This window comes from Acinetobacter schindleri (genome assembly GCF_010918895.1).
In the GTDB taxonomy this organism is placed as follows: Bacteria; Pseudomonadota; Gammaproteobacteria; order Pseudomonadales; family Moraxellaceae; genus Acinetobacter; species Acinetobacter schindleri.
The window spans coordinates 686,575-701,198 of the sequence record NZ_CP044483.1; the positions used below are offsets into that span (position 1 = coordinate 686,575).

At 41.3% G+C, this 14,624-nt stretch carries 14 protein-coding genes; 6 read left to right on the top strand and 8 right to left on the bottom strand.

Going from position 1 to position 14,624, the window contains the following annotated elements; genetic code table 11:
- Positions 1–4: 4 nt before the first annotated feature.
- Positions 5–322 (bottom strand): metalloregulator ArsR/SmtB family transcription factor, encoded by a 318-nt coding sequence (locus tag FSC11_RS03350; protein WP_163165172.1) that lies wholly within the window; start codon positions 320–322, stop codon positions 5–7.
- Between the two features lie 83 nt (positions 323–405).
- Between FSC11_RS03350 and arsC the strand changes: the two genes are divergently transcribed.
- Positions 406–834, top strand: a complete 429-nt coding sequence (arsC, locus tag FSC11_RS03355; RefSeq protein WP_163165174.1) for an arsenate reductase (glutaredoxin) — start codon at positions 406–408, stop codon at positions 832–834.
- Between the two features lie 339 nt (positions 835–1,173).
- On the opposite strand, the gene FSC11_RS03360 is transcribed toward arsC, so the two are convergent.
- A complete protein-coding gene (locus FSC11_RS03360) occupies positions 1,174–2,508 on the bottom strand; it encodes an ISNCY family transposase (protein WP_015060273.1) in 1,335 nt (444 codons plus the stop codon).
- Positions 2,509–2,748: 240 nt separating this feature from the next.
- On the opposite strand from FSC11_RS03360, the gene FSC11_RS03365 reads away from it, so the two are divergent.
- Entirely contained in the window at positions 2,749–3,216 is a 468-nt protein-coding gene (locus FSC11_RS03365; protein WP_163165176.1) for a hypothetical protein, read from the top strand.
- 132 nt (positions 3,217–3,348) lie between these two features.
- On the opposite strand, the gene FSC11_RS03370 is transcribed toward FSC11_RS03365, so the two are convergent.
- The 5 genes from FSC11_RS03370 to FSC11_RS03390 form a co-directional block, all read right to left on the bottom strand.
- A complete protein-coding gene (locus FSC11_RS03370; protein WP_178896421.1) occupies positions 3,349–3,807 on the bottom strand; it encodes a hypothetical protein in 459 nt (152 codons plus the stop codon).
- Positions 3,808–3,820: 13 nt separating this feature from the next.
- Positions 3,821–4,147, bottom strand: a complete 327-nt coding sequence (locus FSC11_RS03375; protein ID WP_163165178.1) for a hypothetical protein — start codon at positions 4,145–4,147, stop codon at positions 3,821–3,823.
- Positions 4,148–4,525: 378 nt separating this feature from the next.
- Positions 4,526–5,809 (bottom strand): ribonucleotide-diphosphate reductase subunit beta, encoded by a 1,284-nt coding sequence (locus FSC11_RS03380; protein ID WP_163165180.1) that lies wholly within the window; start codon positions 5,807–5,809, stop codon positions 4,526–4,528.
- Positions 5,810–6,101: 292 nt separating this feature from the next.
- The gene (locus tag FSC11_RS03385; RefSeq protein ID WP_163165182.1) at positions 6,102–6,380 is read right to left on the bottom strand and encodes a hypothetical protein; all 279 of its coding nucleotides are present in this window, start codon (positions 6,378–6,380) and stop codon (positions 6,102–6,104) included.
- A gap of 334 nt (positions 6,381–6,714) precedes the next feature.
- Complete coding sequence (locus tag FSC11_RS03390; protein WP_163165183.1) at positions 6,715–9,549, bottom strand: ribonucleoside-diphosphate reductase subunit alpha; 2,835 nt, start codon at positions 9,547–9,549, stop codon at positions 6,715–6,717.
- Positions 9,550–10,104: 555 nt separating this feature from the next.
- Between FSC11_RS03390 and bfmR the strand changes: the two genes are divergently transcribed.
- Positions 10,105–10,821 carry a response regulator transcription factor BfmR gene (bfmR, locus tag FSC11_RS03395; protein WP_004891693.1) on the top strand — a complete coding sequence of 239 codons (717 nt, stop codon included), beginning with the start codon at positions 10,105–10,107 and terminating at the stop codon, positions 10,819–10,821.
- A 42-nt stretch (positions 10,822–10,863) separates the two neighbouring features.
- On the top strand, positions 10,864–12,531 hold the full coding sequence (gene bfmS / locus FSC11_RS03400) for a sensor histidine kinase BfmS (protein ID WP_163165186.1): 1,668 nt from the start codon (positions 10,864–10,866) through the stop codon (positions 12,529–12,531).
- A 91-nt stretch (positions 12,532–12,622) separates the two neighbouring features.
- Here bfmS and FSC11_RS03405 read toward each other — a convergent pair whose 3' ends face one another.
- Positions 12,623–12,979, bottom strand: coding sequence for a hypothetical protein (locus FSC11_RS03405; RefSeq protein WP_163165188.1), 357 nt, complete (start codon positions 12,977–12,979; stop codon positions 12,623–12,625).
- Between the two features lie 402 nt (positions 12,980–13,381).
- Here FSC11_RS03405 and FSC11_RS03410 point away from each other — a divergent pair, with 402 nt between their 5' ends.
- Both FSC11_RS03410 and FSC11_RS03415 read left to right on the top strand, forming a co-directional pair.
- Positions 13,382–13,927 carry an NADH-quinone oxidoreductase subunit A gene (locus FSC11_RS03410; RefSeq protein ID WP_004814675.1) on the top strand — a complete coding sequence of 182 codons (546 nt, stop codon included), beginning with the start codon at positions 13,382–13,384 and terminating at the stop codon, positions 13,925–13,927.
- A gap of 6 nt (positions 13,928–13,933) precedes the next feature.
- The gene (locus FSC11_RS03415; protein ID WP_004814676.1) at positions 13,934–14,614 is read left to right on the top strand and encodes a NuoB/complex I 20 kDa subunit family protein; all 681 of its coding nucleotides are present in this window, start codon (positions 13,934–13,936) and stop codon (positions 14,612–14,614) included.
- Positions 14,615–14,624 lie beyond the last annotated feature (10 nt).

Genomic DNA, 14,624 nt, shown 5'->3' on the forward strand with positions numbered 1-14,624 from the left:
GGACTCAGGATAATTCACAAGTTGTTGAAATGGTGGATTTTAATTTTTGAATTTCCGGATCTTGTGCGATGACTTTTAACACCTCATTTGCCCAGACCGGCAAATCAGGATTTAAACGATAATAAACCCATTGCCCCTGGCGTTGATCCAGCAACACACCCAGATTTCTCAATAAGGCCAGATGACGGGAAGTTTTAGGCTGGCTTAGATTTAATTGTTCTGTGAATTCACAGACGCAGACATTCTGTTTGGCCATGACCAGTTTTAAAATATCTAAACGTGTTGAATCGGCAAGACATTTAAAAAAATCGGTCTGATGCATCGTGATATCCTGATATATTTACTATTGCGAATATACGGATATCCATATATAAAAGCAATATTGTCTATATACTGAGAAAAGTCATGTCGCAAAAGATCAAGATTTATCATAATCCCGAATGTGGAACCTCTCGAAATACCTTGGCCTTGATCCGTAATACCGGTGAGGAACCACAGGTAATTGAATATCTGAAAACACCACCAACCAAAGAAGAACTGATTCAGTTAATTCAGGATGCAGGTCTGTCGGTACGTGAAGCGATTCGTAAAAATGTAAAGCCCTATGAAGAACTGAATTTAGAAAGTAGTGATTGGACAGATCATCAACTGATTGATTTCATGCTGCAATATCCAATTTTGATTAATCGTCCATTTGTGGTGACTGAACTTGGTGTGAGATTGTGTCGACCATCAGAAGTTGTTTTAGATATTCTTTCCGCTCCGCAGTGCGCAGCTTTTAGCAAGGAAGATGGGGAAATGATCATTGATGAAGCAGGGAAACGGTTGAAATAAATTCCAGAATTGAAGACGATAAATCAGATCACAAAAAAGCCACTGTAAGGGTGGCTTTTTATTTCAAGTTAAAATGACACATAGCTTGTCATTAGCATGATAATAAAATCAGTATTTTAGTTCTTCTAACCAGTCATAATGACACTATGCTGCGACTCAACTTCTGTCATTTTTCGAAAATGGTGTTTAGATTGCGTATTCATTTTTAATGGACATTAAATCTCTTGGAGAAGTGAACAGAGATTCTTATCTTACTTGGACGCTTTAAATGGATTTTACATTTTTTGTTATTCACCAATTAAAATGTCTATGCGATAAACCATTTAAAATGTCCTGTTTTTAACTGCAAGAGTCAAGCACAGGATTTAAATTTCTTTGTTCAATAACCGCTTTCTGAGCTTTACGACTCGGCATACTTTTCTTGAGACGGGAACGTTTATTTTGTTTTTCCAACTCTTCATGCTGTTGCTGGATATGCGCCAGAACCGAGCCTAATCTTTTATTCTCAACCACTTCATTCTGCTGTAGTCCAGCCAGTTTATTGAAGACACTATAGTTGATCTTCCGTCCTTCATGCATGATCGCCACAGTGCCATCCGGGTACTCCAGAAATGAAATGTATTGCCCAACAAGCTTATGATTCAGCTCTGTCGGTTCAAGCAGATAAATACACTTGTCATAGGTGATGGTGAGGTTCTTCGTGACCTTACGCGGTTCCTGCCAGGTGAATATATCCTCCAGCTCAGCATCAGACTCTGTTAGCGGACGATGTAAGTTCTTTGAATTTCGCGCACACTTGGCGAACTTCTGGTTGAAATGCTCAATAAAGCAGGGTAACCAGGCATTGGCTTCGGCAATTGAACTGATGCCTTCCAGACGCATCTCCTTGATCAAACGGTCTTGAAGGGTTCTATTCGCGCGTTCTACGCGACCTTTAGCCTGTGGTGAGTTGGCAAAGATAATATCAATGTTTAACTCATTCAGAATCCGGCCAAATTGCGTGATCTTGCTGTCCTGGCTCGATTTCTGGTTCACTCGGAAGACCGAATGTTTATCGCTATAAAAGGCCAGAGGCTTACCGTATTGTTCAATGTAGGCTCGGGTTGAAAGCATATAGTCGAAGGTCGTTTCTGCCTCACAGAAGCGCAGATGCAACAGCTTTCCAGTGGCATCATCGATATACACCAATAAACAGCACTTAGCAGCGCGTCCTTCGAACCAGTCATGATATGAGCCATCAATCTGGATCAGCTCACCGAAGCAATCACGGTTATAACGTGGCTGATATGGACGTTTAAGGCGCTTGGATCGCGGAATCCAGAGGTCATTTGCAGTCATCCAGCGCCGAAGCGTTTCTACCGGGATATTCAGGTCAAATATGCTGCTGAGCTTCTCATGGGCCAAGGTAGGTCCAAATCCCAGCAGATGTTCGGAAATAATGGAAAGACATTTTGATTTTAATAAATCATCATGGCGACGATGGCCAGGTTGACCACGGCTGGCATGCGCCATACCTGAAACACCATCTTGATTGAGCTTCTGTAATAACCGGGTAATTTGACGGGTTGAAAGATTAAGGATTTCAGCAGCACGGACTTGTGTAATACGATGATCTCGAACGTCTTGCAGAACAGCAAGACGTTGAATTTCTTTGTCAGACATAGTGATCAGCATCTATATTTCATATCCAGTCCATGATGTTTAAACCATCATAAACTAGACATTTTTATTGGTGAGAATATAGACATTTTGAATGGTGAGTAACATTTTTATTTCGTATAACAGCCATTATGTTAAATGGATAGATGGTTTGATTATGGCTTCCTTACCCACTTGAAAATGTTTTACCCAACTAATGACTAACAATTTTACTTTTATTACTATGACAAATAGTTTTTTTAAGAAAAATTTGACATGAAAAATATATGTGCACTTACGATAGCTCTTATAAGTATAGGAATTATTCCAAACGTAAAAGTTGAAGCGAATGTTCTTGATATAGTGGAAGCATATAGAGACCAAATTAATTATAAAGAAGAAAAAATTCAAAGTCTTGATTCAAAAATACTAGCACTTACTGTAAAACCTGAAAATATGGAGATTTGGAAAGAGCTTAGCTGTGAAAGAAGAAAGGCTATGCGAAGCTACATTCATTCAGCAAATAAGATACTTGAATCTAAGGAGTTGAAAAGTCCAGAACTTAAAAATGCTGAAGAAATAAAAAGCTATTTGGTAGATTCGAAAAATTACTATTTACTCTTTATAGCAGAAGAGGATCAGGTATTACAAAGCTCTGCTTTCGGGAGCAATACAATAGGATTTGAAACTTTCACATTAGATAATCTTTGTCAGGGTTATGAAGACTATGAACTAGAACCATAGACATAACCTATGGTTGATTTTTTATGTACTTTACAGGTCTTCAAAAATCAACCACTCATAAGTATTAAAAACAGTAAAACTTGAAACAAGTTACTATTTCATTTTTTTAAAATTAAAAGCTGAATTGTATATTTAATTCCAACTTAAAGGACTACCACAGGCTTGAGTCGATATATTTTCTAAATCATCAGGTTTGCCATAGAGCAAAATCATTTCTATGCAAGTCGCTAAATATACTCTAGCTTGTCTTTCATGAAAGCATTGTTTTAAAGTATATTGTTGATTTTCTGGAATAATATTTGGAGCCGTACTCATAATTAATAGCACAAAGTTCGACTTATTTAATCCTGGCTTAAGCATTAAATCTCTGAGCTTACGTAGAGGAATAACATTTAGACCTTCAAGAATAGTACCGGCTTGAATTACTAGGCTATAGCACATTCTCTCTCTATTATTTTGTGTAGAGCTATTAGCTATAATTGCCCATTCAGGCATAGGTCTTAAAGTTTTTTCATCGGCTTCTTTGTGTTTTTTAAAGTAAGCAGAAATGATTAAAAACAAAATGATGCCTACTACAACTATCCAAATCATTATTATTCAACCTTTAATTTATAATTGATACACCGATAACAAGTTGATTATAAATGAATTTTGTTGCGAATACCTTATAATTCACATTTTCTATTTGAACTGTAAATACTACAGAGTCTTGCTTTCTTTCTAGGATATGTACTTGTGTGTTTCTATTAATATATTCTTCCAAATCTGAATAGAATACGTCATCAAAAGAAATTGTTGGATTTTGAGGATTTGTGAACTTAGATGTGTATTGAATTACTTTAGAAATGTCTTTTACCTTAGGTTTCTTTTTCTTGATTTTAAGAAAAATAATTAAAACAGCAATCAATAAAATAAAGATCAAAAATTCCATAAGTATCCCTTAAAATTCTTTAGTTTTCTTAAAATTAACATAATACACCTTATACGAAATTATTTAATTTTTTAATTAAAAATCAGTATTTTACTATAATCTATTCTTAGATTTAGTCCACTGGAACGGCTTTTTATTGATTACTCATGTTCCATGCTTATTTATTAACCAATGTTCCACGGTTTTATGTAATCTAATTTAAATCTAAAGCAGGAAAAAATGTCCCGATAAAACAAGAATAGATGTCCAAGTAGTTATTGATTTTGCAAAACCCATAAAGTTTTAATTGTTTAAAATTAATATGAGACTTGATAAAAAACCGCCATGAATGGCGGTTTTCTCAATGATAACTTATGTGTCGCGTGATGTAAAAAAGCCTTACCAGCTTAACGCACCGCCAGTCTGATAGTCAGTTACGCGCGTCTCGAAGAAATTCTTCTCTTTACGCAAGTCCATCATCTCTGACATCCACTGGAATGGGTTATTTACACCAGCGAATTGTTCAGGTAAGCCTAACTGCGCCAGACGACGGTTCGCAATGAACTTCAGGTATTCTTCCATCATGCCAGCATTCATACCCAATACACCGCGTGGCATCGTGTCACGTGCGTATTCAATTTCCAGCATTGTACCTTCAAGAATCATCTGAATGATTTCTTCCTGGAACTCAGTCGTCCATAAACCTGGATTTTCGATCTTGATCTGGTTGATCATATCGATACCGAAGTTCAGGTGCATTGACTCATCACGCAGGATGTACTGGAATTGCTCGGCAACACCATTCATCTTGTTACGACGGCCCATCGACAGGATCTGGCTGAAACCGCAGTAGAAGAAGATCCCTTCAAGTACACAGTAGAATGCGATCAGGTTGCGAAGCAAAATCTGGTCGTTTTCAGGTGTACCGGTTTTGAAAGTAGGATCACTTAAAGACTGCGTATATTTCAGACCCCATGCTGCTTTACGTGCAACTGACGGTACTTCGCGGTACATGTTGAAGACTTCACCTTCATCCATACCTAAAGATTCGATACAGTATTGATAAGCGTGGGTGTGAATTGCTTCTTCAAATGCCTGACGCAAGATGTACTGACGGCATTCAGGGTTGGTAATGTGACGATAAATTGCCAATACCAGATTGTTTGCGACCAGTGAATCCGCAGTCGAGAAGAAACCAAGTGAACGCATCACGATGGTACGTTCATCTTCAGTCAAGCCATTTTCAGACTTCCACAGCGCGATGTCGTGGTTCATATTGACTTCTTGCGGCATCCAGTGGTTGGCACAACCGTCCAGATATTTCTGCCAAGCCCATTCGTATTTGAATGGAACAAGCTGGTTCAAGTCCGCCCGACAGTTAATCATTGCCTTGTCGTCAACTTGTACACGTTGCGCGCCCATTTCAAGCTCTTCCAAGCCTGGAGCAACATCAAGCTGCTCTAGGGAAGCAGATGCTCTTGCCAGCGAATCGGTTGGATTTGATCCTCGGTTTTGAGTGGCTCTAAGGGATTGTGTAGCTGCCACATCCGACGATGTGTTGCTTGCATCAGGTACCACCTGTGAATTAGACGCTTTTTGCGGCTCGACGGGCGCAGGCTGCTGTGTTTGTGCAGCTGGTTTTTGCGAATCATCTTCGAAATCGTCCCAACTTAAGATAGACATATCAGTTCTCTCTTCGATGCTTATATCTTTTATTAGACATTCAGCCTCGCTGAAATGTCCTACTATACGCTCAATTTATGTAAGCAAAATTAAGTTTTGTCGATGACTGCTCTGCTTTTGTACGGAAGAGCAAAAATCCCCACTACTTATTTTGCTTGCGCGATTTATGAGCCTTTAACCAGAAATAGGCAATTGGCAAATAAAAAGTAAGTACAAAGGAAACGACCAGTGCCACAAGTCCTAACAGGTAATTGTGAGTCATATGCGGCATGGTGGTTTCCTTTTATTGGTATCAAGCTGAATTAGTTTGATGCTGCTTCAGCCAGTCCCAAATATCTTTATTTAACCAACCTTGTCGATTGGTTGAAGTTTCCATGACTAATAAAGAGTCATTGTTGTCCATATGTTTTTTAAGTCTTTCTGATACTGCAGAAGCATTACCATTAGAGCAAACGAACCAATATGAATCCATTACCTTGCAATAACCATTGAAACTTTTAATTTCAGCGATTAAATCTTTGTAATTTTGACCTGCTTTATTTAAGTCATAACTTACAGAATAAACTGTCATTTTGCTTTACCTCGCATATATGTTGGACAGTTGTACTTAAAAGTCCTTGACGATATTGCGAGATCAGGCGATTATTCACCTGCTTTTTGCGAAGCAATATGTCGAAGAACTCGCTTCTTAGACTAGAAAGGGGATCTGTAGGAAGATTCCCTTTTTTTATGTCTAAAATTTGTCTCTTGGGTTTAGTAGTAGGAATTACTTTACCTTCGAGTTGAATTAACTATTTAAATAATTAATCCAAAATTTTTAATCCCCCTAAATCCCCCTTTATAAAAGGGGGAATTTCTCCCTCCTTTATTAAAGGAGGGCCGGGGAGGATTTAAAACTTGTCAGATTACTGACAAGCCTCACAATCAGGATTGTCAATTGAACATGCCATTGGTACTGGTGCTGCATTTGCAAAACCTTCTTCCTCTGCAGGAACTTCAGGTTTCGCTTCAACTGCTGGAGCGACTGCCGCAACAGGGGCTGCAGTTGCAGTCGCTTTAACAGCATTTAGTGCGCCAGTGTTAATCGTCGATTTCTCAGCAGACGTTGCACCCAATGCACGTAGGTAATAAGTGGTCTTAAGACCACGTAACCAAGCCATCTTGTAAGTGATGTCCAGTTTCTTACCGTTTGCACCAGCGATGTAAAGGTTAAGAGACTGCGCTTGGTCGATCCATTTTTGACGACGTGATGCAGCATCTACGATCCAGCGAGTTTCAACTTCAAACGCAGTCGCGAAGATCGCTTTTAGCTCTTCAGGAATACGGGAAATCTTCTGCACAGAACCTTCGAAATGTTTCAGGTCGTTGACCATGACTGCATCCCAAAGACCACGTTCTTTTAACGCACGTACCAGGTACGGGTTAATCACGGTGAATTCGCCAGACAGGTTCGACTTCACATACAAGTTCTGGAATGTAGGCTCAATGGATTGAGACACACCACAGATGTTTGAAATCGTTGCAGTTGGCGCAATCGCCATCACGTTTGAGTTACGCATACCGTCTTTTTGAACTTTGGCACGTAAAGTATCCCAGTCCAGACGTTGAGTGCGGTCAACTTCGAACATGCGTTCTGGACGAGTTTTCGCAACCAGATCAAGCGAGTCGATTGGTAAAATACCTTGATCCCACAATGAACCCTTGAATGTTTCATATGTACCACGTTCAACAGCAAGGTCACTTGAAGTTGAAATCGCGTAGTAAGAAATCACTTCCATCGATTCATCAGCAAATTCAACCGCCGCTTCAGAACCATAAGCCAGGTTCATTTCGTATAGCGCATCCTGGAAGCCCATGATACCCATACCGACTGGACGGTGTTTCAGGTTTGAATTACGTGCTTGAGGAACAGCGTAGTAGTTGATGTCAATCACGTTATCAAGCATACGAACTGCAGTTTTAACAGTGCGAGCAAGTTTTTCGCGGTCTAGTACACCACCTTGAACGTGTTGAACCAGGTTGATTGAACCTAAATTACATACTGCAATTTCTTCTTTGCTAGTGTTCAGGGTGATTTCTGTACACAGGTTAGAAGAGTGAACTACACCCACGTGTTGTTGTGGTGAACGCAGGTTACATACGTCTTTGAATGTGATCCACGGGTGACCTGTTTCAAACAGCATCGACAGCATTTTGCGCCACAAATCTTTTGCACGGATTTTCTTGTGCAACATGTTTGTTTCTTTGGCAATGCTTTCGTAGTAAGCATAACGCTCAGCGAATTCAGCACCAGTCAAATCATGCAGATCAGGCGTTTCAGAAGGGGTGAACAGTGTCCACTCTGCATCTTCAAAGACACGTTGCATGAACAGGTCAGGAACCCAGTTCGCTGTGTTCATGTCGTGGGTACGACGACGGTCATCACCCGTGTTCTTACGCAGTTCCAGGAATTCTTCGATGTCTAGGTGCCAGGTTTCTAGGTACGCACAAACTGCACCTTTACGCTTGCCACCCTGGTTCACTGCAACAGCAGTATCGTTCGCCACTTTCAGGAACGGAACCACACCTTGTGATTTACCATTTGTGCCTTTGATGTATGAGTTCAAGGCACGAACTGGTGTCCAGTCATTCCCTAAACCGCCCGCCCATTTAGACAGCATTGCGTTATCACGCATCGCGCCATAGATGTCAAACAGGTCATCATCAATGGTGGTCAAGTAGCAGCTAGACAACTGTGGACGAAGCGTACCTGAGTTAAACAGGGTTGGCGTAGATGCCATGTAGTCGAAACTAGATAACAGGTTATAGAACTCGATTGCACGCTCTTCACGGTTTTCTTCGTTCAGGGCTAGACCCATTGAAACACGCATAAAGAATAATTGCGGCAATTCAAAACGTACGCCATCCGAGTGGATGAAATAACGGTCAAATAATGTTTGCAGACCTAGATAAGTAAACTGGTTAGAGCGTTCTGGTTGAATCGCTGCAGCCAATTTAGTCAGGTCAAAGTTAAGAAGTTCAGGTGAAAGAAGTTCTAGCTCAATCCCTTTTTTCAGGTAAGTTTCCAGTGCATCGCCTTCATTGGTTTCTGTAGATAGACCCAGGAATTTTAAACCAGTTGCCACCAGGTCATCACGCAATAAACGTGCAGTGACATAAGTATAGTTTGGTTCTTGTTCGATACGGGTACGGGTCGCCATCATCATGGTTGTAGAGATGTCTGACTCTTTTACGCCGTTATACAGGTTTTTTACGGTCTCATCGACAATTGCCTGAACGTCGATTCCTTCAAGGCCTTCAGCAGCTTTAGCAACAGTTTCAGTCAGCTGGCTCAGGTCAAGTGGTTTGAGCTTGCCCGCTGCATCAGTGACTTGCAGGGTAGGGTGATGGTTGGCACCTAGCTGCTTACGAGCGTCAGAACGTTGTTCGCGATAGATGACATAGGCACGCGCAACTTTCTGTTCGCCGGTACGCATAAGCGCAAGTTCAACCTGATCCTGGATTTCTTCAATGTGAATCGTCCCACCAGAAGGCAAGCGACGTTTGAAAGTGTTCATGACCATTTCCGTCAGCTGCTCAATACGATCGTGGATACGGCTTGAGTCAGCACTTTGTTGGCCTTCAACAGCCAAAAAAGCCTTACCAATTGCGACAGAAATTTTTTCTGCATCAAAAGTGGCAACATCACCGGTGCGTTTAATCACCTGAAGTTGACCAGGAGTTGAAGTAATTACGCTCATTTTAGCATAGCTCCATTGTCATCTATTTTTATGTTTATGGACCGTTTGAACTGGGCAATTTTTATGCCACAGTGTTTGAGGAATAAACACAATACCTAGTGGTTTAAAAATTAATTGAACACAAGATACGGGAAAATTTAGGGTAGATCAATATTGACATTTTAATAAATATTTTAGTGAAACAACCTGAGAAACTTTATTAAAAAAATCCTTTTTTTTATCATCTTGGTGCAAGCCTTATTCGGCAAGGCATAGCATAACAAAGCTGGCAAGAAGTCCTTATAGATAACATTGTGGATAACTCTTTTTGAGCAAATTGAGGGGTATTTTTTATTCAGATAGACGGTTGCCTAGCCTAGATTTGTTCAATGTTTTGTATAAAAAATGTCGCTAACAGAAATATCTGCAAAAAAATATTACAAAATGCTACTTTGATGTATCAGTTTGGTGAACGCTATCTTGTTTACAATGTAAACGTGTGTATATTGCTTGCTATATCCACCGTATCTATCAGATTTCAAAAGGATACGTCCATCGAATAAAGGTGCACAATATATGAGCCAAGAAGAAAAGTTACCCAAAATTCTAATCGTTGAAGATGATGAGCGTCTTGCTCGTTTAACTCAAGAATATCTTATTCGTAACGGACTTGAGGTAGGGGTAGAGCCCGACGGTAATCGTGCGATTCGCCGCATTATCGCCGAGCAGCCAGACATGGTGGTTTTAGATGTTATGTTGCCAGGTGCGGATGGCTTGACCATCTGTCGTGAAGTTCGTCCACATTATCATCAACCGATTTTGATGCTGACTGCACGTACTGAAGATATGGATCAGGTGTTGGGTCTGGAAATGGGTGCGGACGACTATGTCGCTAAACCGGTTCAGCCGCGTGTGCTATTGGCGCGTATTCGTGCCTTGTTGCGTCGTACTGATAAAGTACCTGAAGATGAAGTGGCTCAACGTATTGAATTTGACGATCTTGTGATCGACAATGGTGGCCGTTCTGTGACCTTGAATGGTGAATTGGTAGACTTTACCAGTGCAGAATATGATCTGTTGTGGTTGCTTGCATCAAATGCAGGCCGTATTCTTTCGCGTGAAGATATTTTTGAACGTCTTCGTGGCATTGAATATGATGGCCAGGACCGTTCAATTGATGTTCGTATTTCGCGCATCCGTCCGAAAATTGGGGACGATCCAGAAAACCCTAAACGTATTAAAACAGTTCGTAGTAAAGGTTATCTGTTCGTTAAGGAAACCAATGGCATGTAAATACATGTCATTCCTAAGCTGAATAAGCGGGAAAGCTTATAAGTGTTCAAACACAATATATTTTTGCGTATTTATGCAGGACTTGTCATTCTGGTACTCCTGGTGACCCTGTTCGGCTATCTGTTGGTGCAGATTATTAACTACCAGCGGGCGCAGGTATATCGTGAGTCCTTGACTGATGGTATGGCCTATATCATGAGTGAAGGGGTGGCACGCCAGCCGAATATGCAGCAGAAACTGGACTGGATTTCGGATGCTTCAGATTTGCTGGAGCTTCCGATCTATTATGTAGAAGCTGAAAAAGTTGATCTGACCCGTGCAGAGAAACGTCGTATTGAAGACCGTAAGGCGGTAGTGCGTTGGGATGCACAAACCTCAGTGGCTTATGTGGTCATTGGATTGCGTGATGATCCAAAGCATTTTCTATATATAAAGGCAGACAATATTACCGAGCGCCAGATGAAGGCGCTGCCGGTATTTATTCTGGACTATCTGGTTTATTACCCAGGTCAGGAAAAAGAATATCTGGAAAAGATCCAGAAGTATTTTTCTTATCCAATCAGTATTCAGGATGTGCAAAGTCTGCCGCTCGATTCAGAGCAGATTGGTCGTCTACGTCTAGATCACAGCATTATTCTCTATCGTGATAGTGCCACGATTCGCGGTACTACCATTTCAATTGTTTCACCAATTCCAAGCTCTGTGTCCGAAGTATTGGTGATGGGGCCTGTGCCTTTGTTTAATTGGATGCCATTCCAGTTGGCAGCCGGGATTACCTTGCTAAGTATGTTTGTGCTGAGTCTGGGGGTATATGGTTTGCTGGTGCCGATGCAACGTAAGCTGCGTGAAGTTAGCTATGCCCTGAACAAGATGAAGTCCGGTAACATGTCGGTACGACTGGCGATAGATGGTAAGGATGAAATGGCATTACTGGCATCCAGCTATAATGCCATGTCGGATCATATTCAGCGTTTGATCGAGGCCCAGCGTGAGTTGATGCGAGCAGTTTCACATGAACTGCGGACACCTGTTGCACGGATCCGTTTTGCCATGGAAATGCTGGCAGATGAAGATGACTATGAATATCGTCTGCAACAGATGGAACAGATCGATAAAGACATCGAGGCCTTGAACAAGCTGATTGATGAGATCATGACCTATGCCAAACTGGAGCAGGGTACACCTTCCCTTGATTTCGAGAAGATTAATCTGCATGAAGTGCTGGATCAGGTTGTGGCTGAAACTGAAGCGCTAAAAACTGGCAAGAAGGTCGAGCTGCATCAGGTGCCGATGGATATCGAGGTTGAGGCCGAGCGTCGTTATCTGCATCGTGTGGTACAAAATCTGGTGGGGAATGCTGTGCGCTATTGTGATGAAAGAATCATGATTAGCGGTGGTATTGATGCCAATCAACAGGCTTATATCTGTGTAGAAGATGATGGTGCGGGGATTCCGGAAGAAGATCGTGCTCGCGTCTTTGAAGCCTTCTCGCGTCTGGATGACAGCCGTACCCGTGCATCTGGTGGTTATGGCCTGGGTTTGTCGATTGTTAGCCGGATCGCCTTCTGGTTTGGTGGCAAGGTTGAAGTAGATCAAAGTCCTAAGCTGGGTGGTGCACGCTTTACCATGAGCTGGCCAGCTCAACGTTATAAGAAGAAATCCCGCTTTAAGGCTGTTGAAGAGCATAAAGAAGACCTGGATTCCTTATAGAAAGGTGTCTATAGATTAAAAAAAACGATGCATCTGCATCGTTTTTTTATTGAGGCTAATTAATGAAAGCACTCAGGTTTTATAATTTACTTTATTCATGGATTTCAGCATCGGGCTCAATGATCGGTTTGCCTTCGCGTAAACTTTTGGCCGCTTCCGAATTCAGATTCACCAGAAGGTTATTGTACTTTCCATCGATGCTATAGCCTTGAATCAGTTTTTGGTCGCCATGCAGAGTTTCCACACGATATTCATCAGCAATATTTAAAATGCCTTCTAAATTTGTCGAGGCAGAAGCAAAATCCTTGCCAAACAGATCATAAATATCCTGCAAGTTGAAATTAGGAGTGTTTTCCTCAGGATGCTTCACAATATAGTTTTCAAGATGTCGAACAAACAGCTGGGCATAGAGAAAATAATCAGGTTTATGGGTAAACTTTAAACTCATATATTCAATCCTTCTTGTTCATTTTTATGCTGTTTATAGGAATAACACAAAGTGATAAAGGGATGAAGTTGCAGAGGCAAGTGGTTGCAAAAAGTACACAATTCACAGGCAGTAATTATGTTTCAGTAGAATCAGCCATTAAAACAATTAAACTGATTTTGGAAAAAATAATGAATTTATTGTTTTTGATTTATTAAAGCGATTATTTCGCAACATGGGCGATAGAACCTAGAAAAATCGGGTATTCGTCTAAAAAATCATCCAAAAGACTAAGGCTTATAAGCTAGCAAGTGAAATCCAAAATCAGGTACAATTGGCGGGATTAATTTTGTGTTTGGTGTATTTGAAGGCCAATACATACATTCTTTGTTAATACATAGGCCTGCCAGGAGTTATCCCCGCATGAGTGCCATTACTCCATACGAATGGGCAATTATTGCCTTCGTGATCGGCGTTACATTTTTATGCGTCTTTATGCTCACTGTCCCATTACTCCTCGGGGGTAAATCATGGGGCCGTGCCAAGCAGGAGCAGTTTGAGTCAGGCGTAGTCAGCGCAGGTGGAGCTCGTATCCGCTTGTCTGCAAAATTCTATTTAGTTGCAATCTTCTTCGTCGTATTCGATTTAGAAGCACTTTATCTATATGCATGGGCAGTTTCTGTTCGTGAAGTGGGTTGGATTGGTTTTGCAACTGCAGCTATCTTTATTTTAGTTTTACTTGTCGGTTTGATTTACGAATTATCCACCGGCGCACTTAACTGGGCACCTTCAGACAAACGTAAGGCGACAGGAGTTAAAACTAAGATTGGTTCGCCAAACATGGATATCGCAGAAATCACTCGCTTCAACTCAATTGAAGAATTGGTTATAGACCCGACTGGTCAAATTCCAGCTCAATCATCTGGTCGTGTGAAAGGTTCACCGGCTCCATTATCTGATAAGGAGTAACCCGGGATGAAATACACTCTAACCCGTGCGAATCCGGATGCTGATCAATATCCACTTCAGGAACGTATTGTTGTCGACGATCCGTTACTACAAGAAGAAGTGAATAAAAATGTATTCATGACTCGCTTAGAAGATGTGCTGCACACTGCAGTAAACTGGGGTCGTAAGAACTCAGTTTGGCCGTTCAACTTTGGTACATCTTGCTGCTACGTAGAGTATGCAACGACCTTAACCGGCGTGCATGACTTGTCACGTTTCGGTGCCGAAGTTATTCGTGCTTCACCGCGTCAGGCGGATTTGATGATTGTTGCAGGTACCTGCTTCGTGAAAATGGCTCCGGTGATTCAACGTCTGTATGAACAGATGCTTGAACCGAAATGGGTTATTTCAATGGGTGCATGTGCCAACTCAGGTGGTATGTACGACATTTATTCAGTTGTACAAGGCGTGGATAAAATTATTCCGGTGGATGTGTACATTCCAGGTTGCCCGCCACGTCCTGAAGCATTGATTCAAGCACTCATGCTATTGCAAGACCAGATTCAACTTGAGCGTCGTCCGCTTTCTGCGGTGATTGGTGATGATCTTCAGCCAGTGTATAAGCCAAAGATGATGCCAGAACGTGACCGTAAGAAAGATCAGCGTATTGCTGTGAAAAATCTGCGCTCAATGGATGAAATTAAATAATTTAAGCGAC

What these genes read in the sequence shown, in the direction of transcription:
- FSC11_RS03350 (WP_163165172.1), bottom strand. Translation starts at nt 322, where the DNA reads ATGCATCAGACCGATTTTTTTAAATGTCTTGCCGATTCAACACGTTTA.
- arsC (WP_163165174.1), top strand. Translation starts at nt 406, where the DNA reads ATGTCGCAAAAGATCAAGATTTATCATAATCCCGAATGTGGAACCTCT.
- FSC11_RS03360 (WP_015060273.1), bottom strand. Translation starts at nt 2,508, where the DNA reads ATGCTGATCACTATGTCTGACAAAGAAATTCAACGTCTTGCTGTTCTG.
- FSC11_RS03365 (WP_163165176.1), top strand. Translation starts at nt 2,749, where the DNA reads ATGAAAAATATATGTGCACTTACGATAGCTCTTATAAGTATAGGAATT.
- FSC11_RS03370 (WP_178896421.1), bottom strand. Translation starts at nt 3,807, where the DNA reads ATGATTTGGATAGTTGTAGTAGGCATCATTTTGTTTTTAATCATTTCT.
- FSC11_RS03375 (WP_163165178.1), bottom strand. Translation starts at nt 4,147, where the DNA reads ATGGAATTTTTGATCTTTATTTTATTGATTGCTGTTTTAATTATTTTT.
- FSC11_RS03380 (WP_163165180.1), bottom strand. Translation starts at nt 5,809, where the DNA reads ATGTCTATCTTAAGTTGGGACGATTTCGAAGATGATTCGCAAAAACCA.
- FSC11_RS03385 (WP_163165182.1), bottom strand. Translation starts at nt 6,380, where the DNA reads ATGACAGTTTATTCTGTAAGTTATGACTTAAATAAAGCAGGTCAAAAT.
- FSC11_RS03390 (WP_163165183.1), bottom strand. Translation starts at nt 9,549, where the DNA reads ATGAGCGTAATTACTTCAACTCCTGGTCAACTTCAGGTGATTAAACGC.
- bfmR (WP_004891693.1), top strand. Translation starts at nt 10,105, where the DNA reads ATGAGCCAAGAAGAAAAGTTACCCAAAATTCTAATCGTTGAAGATGAT.
- FSC11_RS03405 (WP_163165188.1), bottom strand. Translation starts at nt 12,979, where the DNA reads ATGAGTTTAAAGTTTACCCATAAACCTGATTATTTTCTCTATGCCCAG.
- FSC11_RS03410 (WP_004814675.1), top strand. Translation starts at nt 13,382, where the DNA reads ATGAGTGCCATTACTCCATACGAATGGGCAATTATTGCCTTCGTGATC.
- FSC11_RS03415 (WP_004814676.1), top strand. Translation starts at nt 13,934, where the DNA reads ATGAAATACACTCTAACCCGTGCGAATCCGGATGCTGATCAATATCCA.